Source organism: Amycolatopsis sp. CA-161197 (assembly GCF_050942255.1).
In the GTDB taxonomy this organism is placed as follows: domain Bacteria; phylum Actinomycetota; class Actinomycetes; order Mycobacteriales; family Pseudonocardiaceae; genus Amycolatopsis.
Genome location: NZ_CP192059.1, coordinates 6,438,016 through 6,453,775 on the forward strand (window position 1 = coordinate 6,438,016; position 15,760 = coordinate 6,453,775).

General features: G+C 72.2%; 14 protein-coding genes. 8 read left to right on the forward strand and 6 right to left on the reverse strand.

The window, feature by feature from the left end; translation table 11 throughout:
• The first annotated feature begins 2 nt into the window (after positions 1–2).
• Together ACQPXB_RS30030 and ACQPXB_RS30035 are read left to right on the forward strand one after the other, a co-directional pair.
• Positions 3–1,877, forward strand: coding sequence for a Na+/H+ antiporter (locus ACQPXB_RS30030; RefSeq protein ID WP_386949584.1), 1,875 nt, complete (start codon positions 3–5; stop codon positions 1,875–1,877).
• A 40-nt stretch (positions 1,878–1,917) separates the two neighbouring features.
• Positions 1,918–2,604: a histidine phosphatase family protein gene (locus tag ACQPXB_RS30035; RefSeq protein WP_366581535.1), complete on the forward strand. Its 687-nt coding sequence runs from the start codon at positions 1,918–1,920 to the stop codon at positions 2,602–2,604.
• Here ACQPXB_RS30035 and ACQPXB_RS30040 read toward each other — a convergent pair.
• From ACQPXB_RS30040 to ACQPXB_RS30050, 3 genes are all read right to left on the reverse strand, one after another.
• On the reverse strand, positions 2,580–3,386 hold the full coding sequence (locus tag ACQPXB_RS30040; protein WP_366581533.1) for an ABC transporter permease: 807 nt from the start codon (positions 3,384–3,386) through the stop codon (positions 2,580–2,582). The genes ACQPXB_RS30035 and ACQPXB_RS30040 overlap by 25 nt on opposite strands.
• A 36-nt stretch (positions 3,387–3,422) precedes the next feature.
• Positions 3,423–3,920 (reverse strand): MmpS family transport accessory protein, encoded by a 498-nt coding sequence (locus ACQPXB_RS30045; RefSeq protein ID WP_366581531.1) that lies wholly within the window; start codon positions 3,918–3,920, stop codon positions 3,423–3,425.
• 194 nt (positions 3,921–4,114) lie between these two features.
• Positions 4,115–4,513 (reverse strand): NUDIX hydrolase, encoded by a 399-nt coding sequence (locus tag ACQPXB_RS30050; RefSeq protein WP_432845256.1) that lies wholly within the window; start codon positions 4,511–4,513, stop codon positions 4,115–4,117.
• Between the two features lie 39 nt (positions 4,514–4,552).
• On the opposite strand from ACQPXB_RS30050, the gene ACQPXB_RS30055 reads away from it, so the two are divergent.
• Positions 4,553–5,218 carry a helix-turn-helix domain-containing protein gene (locus ACQPXB_RS30055; RefSeq protein ID WP_432845257.1) on the forward strand — a complete coding sequence of 222 codons (666 nt, stop codon included), beginning with the start codon at positions 4,553–4,555 and terminating at the stop codon, positions 5,216–5,218.
• Here the strand turns inward: ACQPXB_RS30055 and ACQPXB_RS30060 are convergent.
• The gene (locus ACQPXB_RS30060; protein WP_432845258.1) at positions 5,206–6,711 is read right to left on the reverse strand and encodes an FGGY-family carbohydrate kinase; all 1,506 of its coding nucleotides are present in this window, start codon (positions 6,709–6,711) and stop codon (positions 5,206–5,208) included. The genes ACQPXB_RS30055 and ACQPXB_RS30060 overlap by 13 nt on opposite strands.
• Positions 6,712–6,801: 90 nt before the next feature.
• Between ACQPXB_RS30060 and ACQPXB_RS30065 the strand changes: the two genes are divergently transcribed.
• The 5 genes from ACQPXB_RS30065 to ACQPXB_RS30085 all read left to right on the forward strand — a co-directional run bounded on the left by ACQPXB_RS30065 (position 6,802) and on the right by ACQPXB_RS30085 (position 12,617).
• Positions 6,802–7,785, forward strand: a complete 984-nt coding sequence (locus tag ACQPXB_RS30065) for a LacI family DNA-binding transcriptional regulator (RefSeq protein WP_366581524.1) — start codon at positions 6,802–6,804, stop codon at positions 7,783–7,785.
• Between the two features lie 88 nt (positions 7,786–7,873).
• Entirely contained in the window at positions 7,874–8,323 is a 450-nt protein-coding gene (locus ACQPXB_RS30070; RefSeq protein WP_432845259.1) for a hypothetical protein, read from the forward strand.
• Entirely contained in the window at positions 8,320–10,986 is a 2,667-nt protein-coding gene (locus ACQPXB_RS30075) for a hypothetical protein (RefSeq protein WP_432845260.1), read from the forward strand. The genes ACQPXB_RS30070 and ACQPXB_RS30075 overlap by 4 nt, the downstream gene beginning before the upstream one ends.
• Positions 10,987–11,328: 342 nt before the next feature.
• Positions 11,329–11,910 (forward strand): DNA-binding protein, encoded by a 582-nt coding sequence (locus tag ACQPXB_RS30080; protein ID WP_364185642.1) that lies wholly within the window; start codon positions 11,329–11,331, stop codon positions 11,908–11,910.
• Between the two features lie 50 nt (positions 11,911–11,960).
• Entirely contained in the window at positions 11,961–12,617 is a 657-nt protein-coding gene (locus tag ACQPXB_RS30085; protein ID WP_366581519.1) for an RES family NAD+ phosphorylase, read from the forward strand.
• Positions 12,618–12,621: 4 nt separating this feature from the next.
• On the opposite strand, the gene ACQPXB_RS30090 is transcribed toward ACQPXB_RS30085, so the two are convergent.
• On the reverse strand, positions 12,622–14,580 hold the full coding sequence (locus ACQPXB_RS30090) for an alpha/beta fold hydrolase (protein ID WP_432845261.1): 1,959 nt from the start codon (positions 14,578–14,580) through the stop codon (positions 12,622–12,624).
• 38 nt (positions 14,581–14,618) lie between these two features.
• Entirely contained in the window at positions 14,619–15,584 is a 966-nt protein-coding gene (locus tag ACQPXB_RS30095) for a TerC family protein (protein WP_366581515.1), read from the reverse strand.
• Positions 15,585–15,760 lie beyond the last annotated feature (176 nt).

Below are 15,760 nucleotides of genomic sequence, written 5' to 3' on the forward strand. Positions count from 1 at the left end.
CCGTGCACATCGCGGCGGAATTGGTGGCGCTGGTCGTGACGGTCCTGGTCGTCACGGTCATCGCGAGGCGTCTGGACTGGTCGGCGCCCCTGTGTCTGGTCGCGGTGGGGGTCGCGGCGTCGTTCATCCCGAGCCTGCCCGACTACCAGCTCGACCCCGAGGTCGTGCTGATCGGGCTGCTGCCCCCGCTGCTGTACTCGGCGTCGATCCAGACGTCGCTGGTGGCGTTCAACAAGCTGCGCGGGCCGATCCTCGTGCTGTCGGTGGGTCTCGTCGTGTTCACGGCGTTCGGCGTCGGAGTGGTCGCCTGGGCCGTGGTGCCGGGCCTGCCGCTCGCCGCCGGGATCGCGCTCGGCGCGGTGGTCGCGCCGCCCGACGCGGTGGCGGCGAGCGTGGTCGCGCGCCGCGTCGGCATGCCGCGCAAGCTCGTGCGGCTGCTGGAGGGCGAGAGCCTGTTCAACGACGCGGCCGCGCTGGTCACCCTGCGCACCGCGATCGCGGCCATCGCCGGGTCGATCAGCCTGTGGCAGGTCGGGCTCGACTTCCTGCTCGCCGCGGTCGGCGGGATCGTGGTCGGCCTCCTGGTCGGCTTCGTCGCGACCCAGCTGCGCAAGCGCCTGGAGGAACCGGTCACGGACACGGCGCTGTCGTTCGCCGTGCCGTTCGTCGCGTACCTGCTGGCCGAGGTCGCGCACGGCTCCGGGGTGCTCGCGGTGGTCGTCTGCGGCCTCATGCTCGGCCACGAATCGCCGCGCATTCTCTCGGGCTCCACCCGGCTGGCGTCGCGGCTCAACTGGCAGACCGTGCAGTTCCTGCTGGAGAACATGGTTTTCCTGCTGATCGGCCTGCAGCTGCGCGGGATCCTCATCGACGTCTCCAAGACGGGCCTGTCGGTGTGGGAGCTCCTCGGCATCTGCGCGGCGGTGCTCGGCACGGTGATCCTCACGCGCGTGCTGTGGCTGATCGGCATCGGCGTGCAGAAGCGCCTCACCGCCCGCTTCGTCAAGAAGCCGAAGATCTGGCCCTGGCGCTACTCCGCCGTGATCGCCTGGGCCGGCATGCGCGGTGTGGTCACGCTCGCCGCGGCGTTCGTGCTCCCGGCCGACACCCCGCAGCGCGCCGTGCTGGTGCTGGCCGCGTTCGTGGTCGTGGCCGGCACGCTCGTGGTGCAAGGCATGACGCTGCCGACGCTGATCCGGCGCCTGCGCCTGCCACGGCCCGACCCGGCGGAAGACGCGCTGCAGGAAGCCGCCGTGGTCAACGACATGACCCGGGCCGCGCTCGCGAAGCTCGAGGAGATCAGCACCCCGGACGACCCGCCCGACATCGTCGAACGGCTGCGCGACCGCCTCCAGTACCGCGCCGACTCGGCGTGGGAGCAGCTCGGCCGCCAGAGCGCGCTCGCGGAGACGCCGAGCGACGCCTACCGGCGGCTGCGCCTGCAGCTGCTGGAGGTCGACCGCGAGCAGTTCCTGCTGGCGCGCGACAACGGCACGGCCGACGACACCGTGCTGCGCCGTGTGCTGGCCCGGCTCGACATCGAGGAGTCGCTGCTCGACCGCGTCGAAGAGGAAGCACCGGTCGTCGAGCGCGAGCTCAGCACGCCGGCCGTCACGGCGCGCTCGTGCAAGCACCTGGCACACCCGTGGCGCGACGTCGATCCGAGCTCTCCCGACGTCTGCGCCGCGTGCATCGCGGAAGGCACGACCTGGGTGCATCTGCGCATGTGCCTCAAATGCGGCAATGTCGCGTGCTGCGACTCCTCGCCGCGCAAGCACGCGACACTGCACTTCCACGACAGCCGCCACCCGGTGATGCGCAGCTTCGAACCGGGTGAGACGTGGCGCTGGTGTTTCGTGGACAAACAGCTGGGCTGAGGACCCCGGCTCGCAACCCGGCCCGGATAGGGTCGGGGCCATGAGCACGCCCGAGCAGGAAGTCGAATACCGCCAGCACCGGTTCAGCCCCCCGCCGGGAGCGACCGAGATCTTCCTGGTGCGCCACGGAGAATCCGCGCCCGCGCGGATCAGCGCACCGTTCGACCTCGTCGACGGCCAGGCCGACCCCGACCTCGCACCCGAAGGCCGCGACCACGCCCTCCGCATCGGCGAACGGCTCGTCGGCGAGCGCATCGACGCGCTCTACGTCACGACGCTGCGGCGCACCGTGCAGACCGCCGCGCCGCTCGCCGAGAAGCTCGGCCTCACGCCCGAGGTCGTGCCCGAACTGCGCGAAATCCACCTCGGCGACTGGGAGAACGGGCTCTTCCGCCAGTACACGACCGAGGGGCACCCGATCGTCGACCGGCTCTGGACCGAGCAGCGCTGGGAAGTGATCCCGGGCGCGGAGTCCGACGAGGCGTTCGGCCTGCGCATCCGCCGGGCACTCACGCGGATCGCCGAGGCGAACCCCGACCGCCGCGTCGCGGTGTTCACCCACGGCGGCGTGATCGGCGAGGTGTTCGCGCAGGCGAGCCGCGCGGTCGACCGCTTCGCGTTCCTGGGCGCGGACAACGGGTCCATCTCCCACCTCGTGGTGCACGGCGACCGGTGGCTCGTGCGGCGCTTCAACGACACCGCTCACCTGGCGGCGCCGCTCGGCTGACGCCGGGGCACCCACGCGAAGGTCCACCGGCGGCGCACCGGCTCGTCGCGGCGGATGAACCCCGCCGCGACGAGCTGCACGGTCGTCAGGACGGCAACGGATTCCGCGGCCAGCAGCCCGATCAGCACGAGCGCCTGCGCGATGCCGGCCTGAATCGGGCCCGCGCCGCCGAGCAGCAGACCGACATACGCGCCCGGCAGCGTGACCAGCCCGACCGTGCGCGTCTGGTCGAGCGCCGGGATCAGGGCCTGCCCGGCCGACGGACGGCAGATCTCCAGCGCGGCCAGCCGGGGCAGGAAACCCAGCGCCAGCGCGGCTTCGTACTCGCCGTGGCGCAGGGCGAGCTCGTCGAGCGCGCGGCGCGCCGACTGCGACGTGGCGGTCATCGTCCCGCCGATCACGATGCCGGCGATCGGCACGACCGTGATCGGTTCCGGCGGCACAACTCCCGATGCGAGCACCAGGGCCAGCACGGGCGCGACACCCGAAGCCAGCGCCAGCGCGACCCAGCCGATCCGGCGCGGCACCCCGATGCGAGAGGCCGACGTGACGACGGCGATCGCGAACATCAACAGCACGAACAGGCCGGTGAGCCAGCCCGACCGCAGGATCAACGTGATCACCAGGGAGACGAGCGCGAGCTGCGCGATCGCGCGGACCGCCGCCACCAGCACCGCCCGGCCCTGCCCCAGCCCGCCGAAGCGCACCACCGCGCCTCCGGCCAGCGTGAGCACCGCGAGGACGATCACCAGGGCGGGCCCGAACCCGATCGCACCGTTCACGCCCGTGATCCTGCCCCAGGCAGGCTCACCCGGACCTCATGCGGTGCAGCTGAGCTGCGCGCCCTCCCCCGACACGGACTTCTCGGCGACGACGGCGCCGTCCACGGTGATCCGGCAGGTCAGCGCGCCCGGCCCGGCGCTCTGCGCGGCGAGGCTCGCGAACTCGGCTTCGCCGGCGGGCGCGGTGCGCGTGACGGTGACCGACCACGGCGTGGTGACCTCGGTCTGCTGCTCGAGGCCCGCGTCGGCGGCCACGTAGGTGAGATTGCGGGCGCCGCCTTCGCCTTCGAGCGCGTAGACGATGGTGCGGGTGACGTCCTGGACGGCCACGGGCTCGGCCTGCGCGACCTCGGTCGGGGACGCCTGGCCGGGTTCGCCGGCCCTCGGCGCCGCTTTGGGCGTGACGTACGAGGCCACGGCGATCGCGACGGCGATGACGCCGACCACGACGACCACGCTGCCGAGCGGCTTGAGCCGGCCCGGACCACCCGCACCCGGCGGCGATGCCGGAGGGGTCGCGGCAGGAACACTCATGGAGAGGTCTTCTCTCGTTCGAGCGCACTTCTGACGAGTACGATGCCTGGTTCTCGTCCGAACGTCACTCGGCGTTAGCCAACCGCGCAAAGTTGGTGAAACTTCACCCTTACGGGTGCCCCGGTGGACCAGTCACCGATGTGGTCACCACGGACGATGCCCATAACACCGTCGTGATAGCCGGTCACGGAGAGTCAGTCCACGCCCCCCTGTTCGGCCAGCATCCGCAGCACGCGCTGCCCGGCGGGCGGGCACACCGCGGCGTCGGCGGCGCCCAGCCACGCCGCCTCGGCGATCTCGGCCGACGGCGCCGGCTCGCCCGTGTGTTCGGCCGTGTAGCAGGTCATGCGCACGCGGCGGCCGTCGGCGAACCCGTCGGCCTGCTCGTCGAGCAGCGCGAAGAAGCGGAAGGTCAGCGGGTCGAGCTCCACGCCCAGCTCTTCGCGGATCTCGCGGCACAGCCCCGCGACGTCGCCCTCGCCCGGCTCGCGTTTGCCGCCGGGCAGGTAGAACTTCTCCTTGCCCCGCGTGCGCACCGACAGCAGCCGCCGGTCGCGGACGTGAACCCAGGCCAGCGCGTCGATCGGGGTCATGGGTCGCATTCTGTCGTACCCGGAGGGGAGAATCGGGGCGTGTACTCGGAGACGCTCGCGCCCGAGCCGGTGCGCGCCGTGGTCCGCTGCCTGTGGCGGTCGGTCCAGGCGGGCCCGAAGCGGATCGTGCCCGACGGCTGCGTGGATCTCGTCGCCGGCGACGGCGAGGTCTTCGTCGCGGGCCCGGACACCGCTGCGTGGTCGTCGGTCACCTCACCCGGCGCCACGCTGAACGGCCTGCGGTTCCACCCCGGCGCGGCGCCGGCGGTGCTCGGCGTCGCGGCCGACGAGCTGCGCGACCGGCGGCTCCCGCTGGCCGAGGTGTGGGGCCGCCGCGGCGAGCTGCTGACCGACGCGGTGCTCAGCGGCGCGCGCAGCCTCACCGACGTCGTCGCCGGCCGGGAAGCCGACCCCGACCCGGCCGTGGCCGAGCTGCTGTCACACCTGCACACTGCGCCGGCCCGTGTGGGCGCCCCGGCGACGGCCGTGGGCGAACGGCAGCTGCGGCGCCGCTTCACCGTGGCGGTGGGCTACGGACCGGCGACCTACTTGCGCGTGCTGCGCTTGCAACGCGCCATCGCCCTCGCTCCGCGCGCGCCGGGGCTGGCCGACCTCGCCGCCAGTGCCGGGTACGCCGACCAGGCCCATCTGTCACGGGAGTGCCGGGCGCTGACCGGGCTCACGCCGAGGGCCTACTTCTCCTGAGTCTGAGCCTGGGCCGCGCGTTCCTGTTGTGCGGCAAGGAAATGCGCGATGTCGGCTGTCGCCGGGTACAGGGCGCGGTAGCGGGCGTAGAACTCGTCGTAGACGTCGGCGCGCGCCGGATCGGGCCGCACGACGGTGGCGACCGGGTTCCACGCGTCGATGTCGGGCTCCAGCCCCACGGCGAACGCGGCCAGCAGCGCGTCCCCGAAGGCGGCGCCGATCGTCTCGGTGGGCACGTGCTGCTCCGCACGCGTCACGTCGCTCACGATCTGCGTCCACACGCGACCCTGCGTGCCGCCGCCGACCGCGACGAGACGGCGGCCCTCTCCGGAGCCCATCGCCTCCAGGTTGTGCCGGACGCCGTACGCGGTGCCTTCCAGCGCGGCGCGGTAGAGGTCGGCCCTGGTGTGCGACAGCGTGAGCCCGGCAAGCACCCCGCGCGCGGCCGGGTCCGGCACCGGCGTGCGTTCGCCGGCGAAGTACGGCAGCATCAGCAGCCCGCGGCTGCCGGCGGGCACCTCGCCCGCCTCGGCGACCAGGTCGGCGAACTCGCCGCCGACGAGGTCGCGCAGCCAGTCGGTGATCGCACCGGACGTCGCCATCCCGGCGGCGAGCGAGTAGGTGCCCGCGAACGCGCCGCGCGTGGCCCACAGGCCCGTCACCGGCCGCGGCTGGGCGGCGGTCTGCACGAGGAACATCGTGGTGCCGTACATGAGCATCGTGTCGCCGGGCGCCCGCACCCCGGCGCTCGCCGCCTCGGCCCACGCGTCGACCGTGCCGCAGGTGACGGGCAGGCCCGCGGGCAGCCCGGTCGCCGCTGCCGCCGGGGCGGAAACCGTGCCGGCCACTTCCGTCGGCCACGCCAGCCGCGGCAGCTCCACGCCGGGCGCGACCAGCCGGGCCCAGTCCTCGGCCCACGCGCCGGCGCGCAGGTCGTACATCGGGTCGCACTGGCTCGCCGAGTGGTGGTCGAGCACGTACTCCCCGGTCAGCCGCAGCACGAGGTACGAGCTCGCCATGAGGAACAGCTTCGCGCGCTCGGCCACCTCGGGCTCGTGCCGGAACAGCCAGCGCCACTTGGGTCCCACGGCCTGACTGGACAGCGCGCTGCCGCCACGCTCCACAATGGACTCCTCGCCCAGCTCCGCCGTGAGCTCGGCGATCTCCGCGCCCGCGCGCGTGTCCACACCGTAGAGGATCGCCGGGCGCAGGGGCCGGCCGTCGGCATCGGCGGGCAGCAGTACCGGCCCGATGCCGCTCACGGCCAGCCCGGCGAGCGGCCGGTCGCCGGCCGCCGCGGTGAGCTCGCGCACGAGCGCGGTGAAGTCGGCCCACCACACCGTTTCCGCGTCGTGCTCGAACCAGCCGGGCCGCGGGCGGGAGGTGGTGTGCGCGCGGCCGGCGCGCGCCAGTATCGTCCCGTCGGCACCGACGAGGACGCCTTTGGAGCTGGACGTGCCGATGTCGATGCCGAGCAGCAGGCCCGGATCCACCGCGACTCCCCGTATGCGGACGGTAAACGATTACCCGGGACGCTATTCTTCGGGGGACGAGGGTGTCAAGGACAGCCGGAGGAGGTCACGGTGGCCACGATCAGCGACGTCGCCGCGCGCGCCGGCGTCTCCACCGCCACGGTGTCCCGGGCCCTCAACGGCAAGTCCACAGTGGACCCGGAGCTCGCGGCGCGGGTGCTCGTGGCGGCCGAGGAGCTGGGCTACCACCCCAACGGCCTGGCCCGGAACCTGCGCCGCCAGGAGACGGCCGTGCTGGCGCTGATCATCTCCGACGTCGAGAACCCGTTCTTCACGGCGATCGCCCGCGGCGTCGAGGATCTCGCGCAGATCTCGGGCTACTCCGTGGTGCTGTGCAACTCCGACGAGAACGAGGACAAGGAGCGCCGCTACATCGACGTCGCGCTCCAGGAACGCGTCGCCGGCGTGGTGCTCTCCCCCACGGGCCGCTCCACCAACGTCGACCGCCTGCGCCGCCAGGGCACGCCGGTGGTCGCGGTCGACCGGCCGCTCACCGGCCCGGACGGCGACCAGGTCCTCGTGGACACCCGCCGCGCCGCCCGCGACGCGACCCGCCACCTCGTGGCCGGCGGCTACCGCCGCATCGCGTGCCTGACCGGTCCCGCCGGCGTCCGCACGGCCGACGACCGCCTCTCCGGCTACCTCGACGCCGTCGGTGAGGAGAACGCGCTCTTCCGCCGCGCCGAGTACCGCGCCGAGGGCGCGCGCGTGGCCGCCACCGAACTGCTCGAACTGCCGGATCCCCCGGACGCGCTGCTGGTGGCCAACAGCACCATGACGATCGGCGTCCTGGAGACCCTCGCGAGCCGCGGCGTGCGCCCCGGTCGCGACGTCGGCATCGTCTCCTTCGACGACGCCCCCTGGACAACCCTGATCGACCCGCCGCTGACGGTCGTCGCCCAGCCCGCCTACGAGGTCGGCCGCGTCGCCGCGCAGCTTCTGCTCGCCCGCATCACCGACGGCACCCGCCGCCCCACCACGACGACGCTGGAAGCGCGGCTCATCGAACGGCAGAGCTCGCGCCGGCGGGGGTGACTTCCGCGGAGGTCACCCGGCCGCGGCCGCTTCGGTATAGATTTTTCGCGTTGGCCGAACGGGGAGGGGTCGTCCGAACATGGAACCCGTGTCACTGATCGTCGCGGCAGTGGTCGCCGGTGCGACGGCCGGGCTGAAGGAGCAGGCGCAATCGGCCGTGCGCGACGCCTACGGTGCGCTGAAGCAGTTGATCACGGGTCGCCACAAGGTCGACGTCACTCCGGTGGAGCGCCGGCCCGAATCCGCGGCGAAGCAGCAGTCGCTCGAGGAGGATCTCGCCGACGCCGGCGCCGCCGAGGACGCGGAGGTGCTCGAAGCGGCGCAGCGGGTGGTCACCGCGGTGCAGGAGCACGACGCCGCGGCCGCGCGCGCGGTCGGTGTCGACCTCGACGACGTGGCGGCCCAGCTGATCAGGATCAGCAATGTCTCCGTTCGCGGCAACGCCACCGGCGTCGAGCTCAGCCGCGTCGAGGCCCAGGGCAGCATCGTGATCGAGGGCATCCGGGTCGAAGAAGGTGACAACCCGGCCCGCCCTTGAGAGCGACCGGTCCGGCGACGCCCTCCTTCGGGCTCCGCGAGGTCCGGGCCGGTCGCGACATCAGCGTCACGGTCAACCAGCAGTTCGCCGCTCCTGAGCAGTCGCGGGACGAGTGGCCGAAACTCGTCGGCTTCGTGCCCCCGCACGCCGCGGGTTTCCGATACCGCGGGATCGCCGGCGAACTCGGCGCCGGCGGGACCGTGGTGCTCGCCGGGATGAGCGGTGCGGGCAAAACCCAGCTGGCCGTGGGCCACGCCGGGCAGCTGCTCGAACGGGGCGACCTCGACCTGCTCGTGTGGCTCACCGCCGAATCGCGCGAGGCGGTGCAGCTCGGCTACCTCGCGGCCGCCGCGGCCGTGTTCGGCGAGGAAGCCGTTGGCGAACAGGCGATCCGGCGGTTCCTGACGTGGCTGGCCGAGACGAGCCGAAGCTGGCTGGTCGTCCTCGATGGCCTGATGGAGGTCGAGGACCTGCGCGAGCTGTGGCCACCGCGGCACAAGACCGGGCAGACCGTCGTCACCACGCGGGAAGAAGACGCCGTCTTCCCGCCCGGCGTCCGGCGCATCCGGGTGGACCCGTTCGACGAGACCGAAGCGGTGGCCTACCTGCGGTCGAGACAGGCCGGCAGCCCGGGCCGCGCCGCGGGCGCGGACGAGCTCGCGAACGCGCTGCTGGGGTTTCCCCCAACCCTCGCGCACGCCGCCTCGTGGGTCGCGCTGCGCGATGCGACCTACGCCGAGTTCCTGCACGCGTGGTCGGCGCGCCGCGATCGGCTCCGCCCCGTGCACAGCGCGCTCGCGCACACGAACATGCCGTTGCAGAACGGCTTTTCGGAGACCGTGCACCTTGACGTGGTCGCCACCTGCGCGCTGATGCTCGACCTGGCCGACGGGCTCGTCAGGCCGGTGCTGGACCTCGCCGCGCGGGTGGCCGGCGGTCCCGTCCCGATGGCGTTCTTCGAATCGCCGGCGCTTTCCCGGTTCCTGGCCACGAGCACCGGCCGCGACATGACGACCGACGACGTCCGGCACGCGGTGAACCAGGCGGCCCGCCTGGGGCTGGTCACCGTCGACGATCGGCGCTCGGTCCGCCTCGACGGCTGGGTGCGCCGGATCCTCCTGGAGCACCTGTACTTCGCCCGGGAACAGGCCCGCGAAGCACTGGTGGACCAGTGGTCACCGCCACCCGGCGTCAACGACGTGACGGCGGCCTGGCTGGCAGCGGCGAGCGCGCCCGACCCACCCGCCTTGGGCGAACGCGCGGCCGGCGACGCCCTGCTGGACGCGTGGCCGGAGCCTCGTGGCGAAGCCGGGCCGCACCAGGTGTTCTTCTCCGCCGCCCGCGCACTGCGTTCGTGGGCGGAGGAAGAGCTGTGGCGGGGCCGATGCCACCCGGTCCTGATCCGGGCGGGCACGGCCCTCAAGGACGCCGGGCTGACGCAGCCCGCGGCCCTCTACTTCCAGTACCTCCATCGCAAGGCGGTGCGCCGCCTCGGCCAGGACCATCCGGACACCCACGAGATCCGCGGTCACCTGCTCGTCGTGCGCGGCCTGCTGGTGCACGACGACGCCGACCCGTTGCGGGAGCTGCTGGCGGAGCAGACCCGGACGCTCGGTCCCCTCAACCGGGCGACGCTGTCCACCCGCGGCAAAGTCGCGTTCGCCCAAGCCTCCACCACGCCGGGTGATCGCGGCGGCGAGGAGGAACTCGCGAAGGTCCTCGACGACCAGCGCAGGATCCTGGGACGCACCGACGCCGACACCCTCCTCACCCGCTACTTCCTCGGCTGTCTGCGCTTCTGGTCGGGCGACCTCGATGGCGCGCTGCGCGAGCTCAAGAAGCTGGAGAAAGACCAGCGGCGAGCGCTCAAGCACGATCATCCGTACACGCTGTACACCCGGCAGCTGGTCCTCGAGACGCGCGCGGCGAAAGAGGAGACCGGCGTCCTCGGTGCGCTGGAAGAACTGATCGCGGACCAGCGGCGGGTGCTCGGCCGGGACAGCGAAAAAACACTGGTGACGCGCCACAACCTCGCGGTGCTCCGGCTTCCGGGCAACGATCCGCTCGACGGCGCGGACGAACTGGGCTCCGTGCTCGCGGATTTCACGAGGGCGTTCGGCCCCGATCACCGAGAGACCTTGGCCGTCCGGCGCAACCTCGCCGCGACGTGGGCCGAAGCCGGTGACGAAGTCGGCGCGCTGGCGCAGCTCGAGGGCGTGCTCCGGGACGCGGTCAGGGTGTTCACGCCGGACGACCGCGACCTCGAAGGCCTCCGCCGCCTGCACGACGAACGCCGGCACAGCGCCTGCTGGGAAGTCTTCGACGAGTTCGAACGGATCTGGGGTCCCGGTTGGCACCTGTCGCAGCGGAAGGCGGCCGTCAGCTCGGCCTCCTCCGCCGGCGACGCCCTGGCGATGGCCCGGTTCTGGCGGGAGATCCTGGAGTCACCCGAAGCAGCGGCGTCCCGTGAAGCGGAGGGCGAGCTGTCCGTCCGCCGCATCCTGGCGTGCTGGCTCGGGATCGCCGGCTACCCGGCCGACGCGGCCGCCCAGCTCGGGCAGGTGCTCGAGGAGGCGAGCCGGACGTGCGGACCCGACCACCGCATCACGCGGACCGCCCGCCACAACCTGGGTTTCTGGCGGTCCCGGGCCGTGAACCCGTGAGCGGCCGAAACCCTGAAAAAAGACGACGTGCCTGGTGGACCGGCCAGTACCGGTGCACCAGGCACGTCCCACCCCCTGTCCCCCCAGCACCGGCGGCCGAGACCGCCGGAGCCCGCAACAGCACGAGGCGGGAAATCGATTACCAACCGAACGTAAAGGGGCCACGGCGGAGTGTCAAGGGCACGAAAGCCTGGACAGCACCACCACCGGCCGGGCAGACTGACGCGAAATCGCCTACGCCGCGTGTTGGGTTCTGTGCACTGAGTGTCGATCTCTGGTGAATTCACCCACAGATCCGGTGACCAACCGCACGAACCCGCACACGCGGGCTAGTCTGAGCGCATGTCAGTCGCGCTCGAGAACGTCCTCGCCAAGGCGGGGCTCAAGGCCGACGCCACGGAGTTCCTCACGCTCGTCGAGGACGCGGCGCGCAGGCTGTCACCGCCGAACCCCGATCCGTCGCACTACTTCTCGCCCGACCAGCAGGCCGCGCTGGCGGACGTGGGGCTCGACCTCACGCCGCACGGCGACGACGAACCCGACTTCCGCGCGCGCACCGTGGCCGCCCACGCCGTGCTCGCCGACTCGGCGCTCACCGTCACCCAGGCCGCGAAGGCGCTGAAGATCGACGACAGCCGCATCCGCCACCGCCTCAAGGAAGGCCGGCTCACGGGCTGGAAGGACCAGGGCTGGCGGCTGCCGTCGTGGCAGTTCAACGGTTCCGGCGTGCTGCCCGGCCTCGAGGCGGTGCTGCGCGCGATCCCCGAGGACCAGCCCGCGCTCGTCGTCGCCGCCTTCATGAACACCCCGCAGGACGATCTGGTGATCAGCGACCGGCCGGCCACGCCGCGCCAGTGGCTCCTCTCGGGCGGTGATCCCGAGCAGGTCGCGCGCCTCGTCGCCACGCTCGGCTCGCCGTTCTAGGCTGTCCCGACGCCCAAGATCACCGACACAGGACGGACGACCCCCGACGCATGGCCCGGCTCCCCCTGCCGCCCGCGCGATCCGTGCTGGTCAAGGAGCTGGACCGCGCCCACGACGTGGTGGCGGTACAGCCCGAGACCAGGCTGGTCCGCATCTTCACCGCGCACGGCAACCACCCGCAGCAGTGGAACTCGTTCCGCTACACCGGCCCGCTCCCGCACGGCCGGTTCGACCAGCAGCCGCCCGGCCGCGGCGGCCAGCCCGTGACCGACCCGGGCAACGGCGTGCTGTACTTCGGCCTCACCGTGCGCACGAGCGTCGCCGAGGTGTTCCAGACGAGCTCGACGGTCGACCGCAAGACACGCGGGCCGCGGCTCGTGGTCGTGCGCCCCGTCCGGCCGTTGAGGTTGCTCGACCTCACCGGCCTGTGGCCCACGCGCGTGGGCGCGTCGCAGGAAATTTCCAGCGGGCCGAAGAAGATCACCCAGGCCTGGGCGCGCGCGATCCGCAGCGCGCTGCCCGACCTCGACGGGCTCTGGTACCGCTCGTCGATGGACTCCGGCGACCCGTCCGTGTGCCTGTGGGACCCGCCGGCGGGCGCCGCGCTGCCGATCGCCCCGGATGTCCTGCTGCCGCTGGACCACCCGGGGCTCGACGTCCCGCTCGGCCGGGTCTGCGAAGAGCTGAACTACACGCTCCTCAACTGAGCGCTCAGCCCAGGTGGCGCGACCACCACTCCAGCACCGCGTCGAAGCGCTGCACGCGGTGACGCGGGCGCCCCGCGCGCGACAGCTCGTGGCCTTCGCCCGGGAACAGCAGGAACTCCGCGTCGGCACCCGCGCGGCGCAGCGCCACGAACATGCGCTGCGCCTGCTCCAGCGGACAGCGCCAGTCCTGTTCGGAGTGGACGACCGCGAACGGGATGGTGATGTCGGCCGCGTAGGTCAGCGGGCTGCGGTCGCGCAGCACCTCCGGGTCGGTGCCGATGTAGGAGTCGACGAAGAAGTAGCCGATGTCGGAGCTGCCGACCATCGAGTCCCACGCGTTCACCGCGCGCTCGCTCCACGCCGCCTTGAACCGCTCCGGGTGGTGGGAGGCGACCCAGCTGGTCATGAACCCGCCGTACGAGCCACCCATGATGCCGACGCGCGAGGAGTCGAGGTCGGGGCGTTCGAGCGCCTTGTCCAGCAGCGCGAGCACGTCGTCGACGTCGACGGTGCCGAAGCCGAACGTGATCGCGCGGCCGTGGCCCTGCCCGTAGCCCGCCGAACCGCGCGGGTTGCCGAGCACCACGGCGTAGCCGGCCGCGGCGTAGACCTGGGCCTCGTCGAACACGGCCCAGTCCTGCTGCGCGAACGGCCCGCCGTGCACGACCCGCAGCACCGGGTGCGGGCCTTCGCCCTCGGGCAGCACGAGCCAGCCGTGCACGGGGTAGCCGTCGGGCGAGGTCGTGGTGAGCTCCTCGACAGGCCGCAGCCCCTTGTCCCGCAACGGCTTCGAGTAGTCGGTGAGCACCCGCGGGCCGCCGGCGTCGAGCACGACGACGTCACCCGAGGTCTCCGGCGTGGCGACCACCGCGACGATCGTGTCGCCGTCGGCCGCGAAGCCGCGCACCACCACGTGGCCGTCGTGCAGCACGCGCAAGTCGGCCAGCACGGCGGCGTCGGCCGAAGCCGGGACCGCGCGCAGCTCCACCGCGCCGCGGTTGCGCACGGCCACGAGCACCTCGCCGTTCACGGGAATCGCGGGGCCGGAGCCGCTCTCCACGTCGACGGTCTCGATGTCGGTCATCCGCCGCGCCTTCGCCGGACCGCCGGTGCCGATCGTGGCGGCGTAGAGGCCGGTGTTGCAGGCCTCGCGGTGACCGTCCTCGTAGGACGAACCGTAGAAGAACAGGGTGCCGTCGGGACCGAACACGGGCTGCTCCGCGTAGCCGTGGCACGCCACGAGCAGCTCGGGCTCCCCGCCACCGGCCGGGAACGCGACCAGGTCGCGGTAGTCGGTCTCCACGCGGTCCCAGTCCTGCGCCACGGTGACGACCACGCGCTCGCCGTCGGGCGTCCACGCGGGATCGTCGACGTCGTAGGCGACCGGCGAGATCGGCTCGAACTCGGGCAGCGCGGCGGCGTCCAACGCGCTGACCGCGTCGAGCACGAACAGCCGTTTCATCCGGTCACGCAGGAACCCGACGTCGTCGATGCGGTAGTCGAAGCGGGTGATCCGGCGCGGCGCCTCGGCGGGCGGCTCCGGCTTCTCACCGTCTGCGTCCTCGGTGCCGTAGCGGCCCGCCTCCGGCACGCGCGCGGTGAACGCGAGCCGCCGCGAGTCCGGCGCCCACACCGGCGCGTCGGCGCCCAGGTGCAGCGACGTCAGCCGCTTCGCTTCGCCGCCCGCGGCCGGCATCACGTGCACCTGCGCACTGCCGTCGGCGCCTTCTCCCTCGCCCGCCCGCAGGAACGCGACCCAGCGCCCGTCGGGCGAGATCGCCGGGGCCGCGTCGTGCGGACCTTGCGTCCAAGCGGTGTCCCCTCCCCCGAGTCCCACCCGGCGCAACGCGCTGTGGTTGGCATTGGACTCGAGGTCGGGGTGCTTGACCGCGGTCAGGAGCAGGTCACCCCGGAGTGCGGGGCGGCCGGGGACGACGAGGGCTTCGATGTCGGCTGGTCGCATGCCGACGACCGTACCGGATCATTAGCAAAGCGAAAGACTTATTCCGCCGGGACGCGCGCCCGTTCGTCCTTTTTCGCCTTGGCCAGGCTCGCCACCGTGGTGATCGCCAGCACGACCACGATCACGCCGAGGGACACCCAGTTGTTGATGTCCAGCCAGTCGGGCGCCACGTGGTACTCGTGCAGCGCGTGCACCACGAGCTTCGCGCCGATGAACGCGAGGATCACCGCGAGGCCGTAGGACAGGTACACCAGCTTCTCGACGAGACCGCCGAGCAGGAAGTACAGCTGGCGCAGGCCCATCAGCGCGAACGCGTTGGCGGTGAACACCAGGAAGGCCTCCTGGGTGATCCCGAAGATGGCCGGGATCGAGTCCACCGCGAACAGCAGGTCGGCCGAGCCGATGGCGACGATCACCACGAGCATCGGCGTGATCATCCGCTTGCCGTTGACCTTGACCGTGTACTTGTGGTCGTGGAAGTCGTCGGTCACCGGGGCGACCTTGCGGACCCACCGGGTCACCGCGTTCTCGTGGTACTCCTCTTCCTCGTCCTTCTTGCGCAGCATGCTGATCGCGGTCCAGATCAGCACCGCGCCAAAGAGGAAGAACACCCACACGAACTGCGCGATCAGCGCCGCGCCCACCGCGATGAACACACTGCGCATCGCGAGCGCGAGCAGGATGCCCACGAGCAGCACGCGGTGCTGGTGGATCGCCGGCACCTTGAACGACGCCATGATGATCATGAAGATGAACAGGTTGTCGACGCTCAGCGAGTACTCGGTGATGTACCCGGTGAAGAACTCGACGCCCGGGTCGTGCCCGGCGAAGACCCACACGCCGATCCCGAACACGACGGCGCAGGCGATGTAGAAGATCACCCACCGCGCGGCCTCGGCCGGTTTGATCGCGTGGGGCTTGTGGTCGACGATCACCAGATCGAGTGCGATCAGGGCCAGCAGGCCGCCGACCGTGGCGATCCACAACCACAGGGGGACAGTCATCACAGCAATTACCTCCGGGTAGCGCGTAGCAGCAACTAACCGGAGGTCTCTTCCGCCGGTTCCTTTCTACCGGCCGACGGTGCCGGGGGCCACGCCACCGTGCTGACGACACCGCCGCGAAGGAATACTCCCCTCACAGCGCGTCCAGTTTGCCGGTTACGGCGCGCGAACGCCAG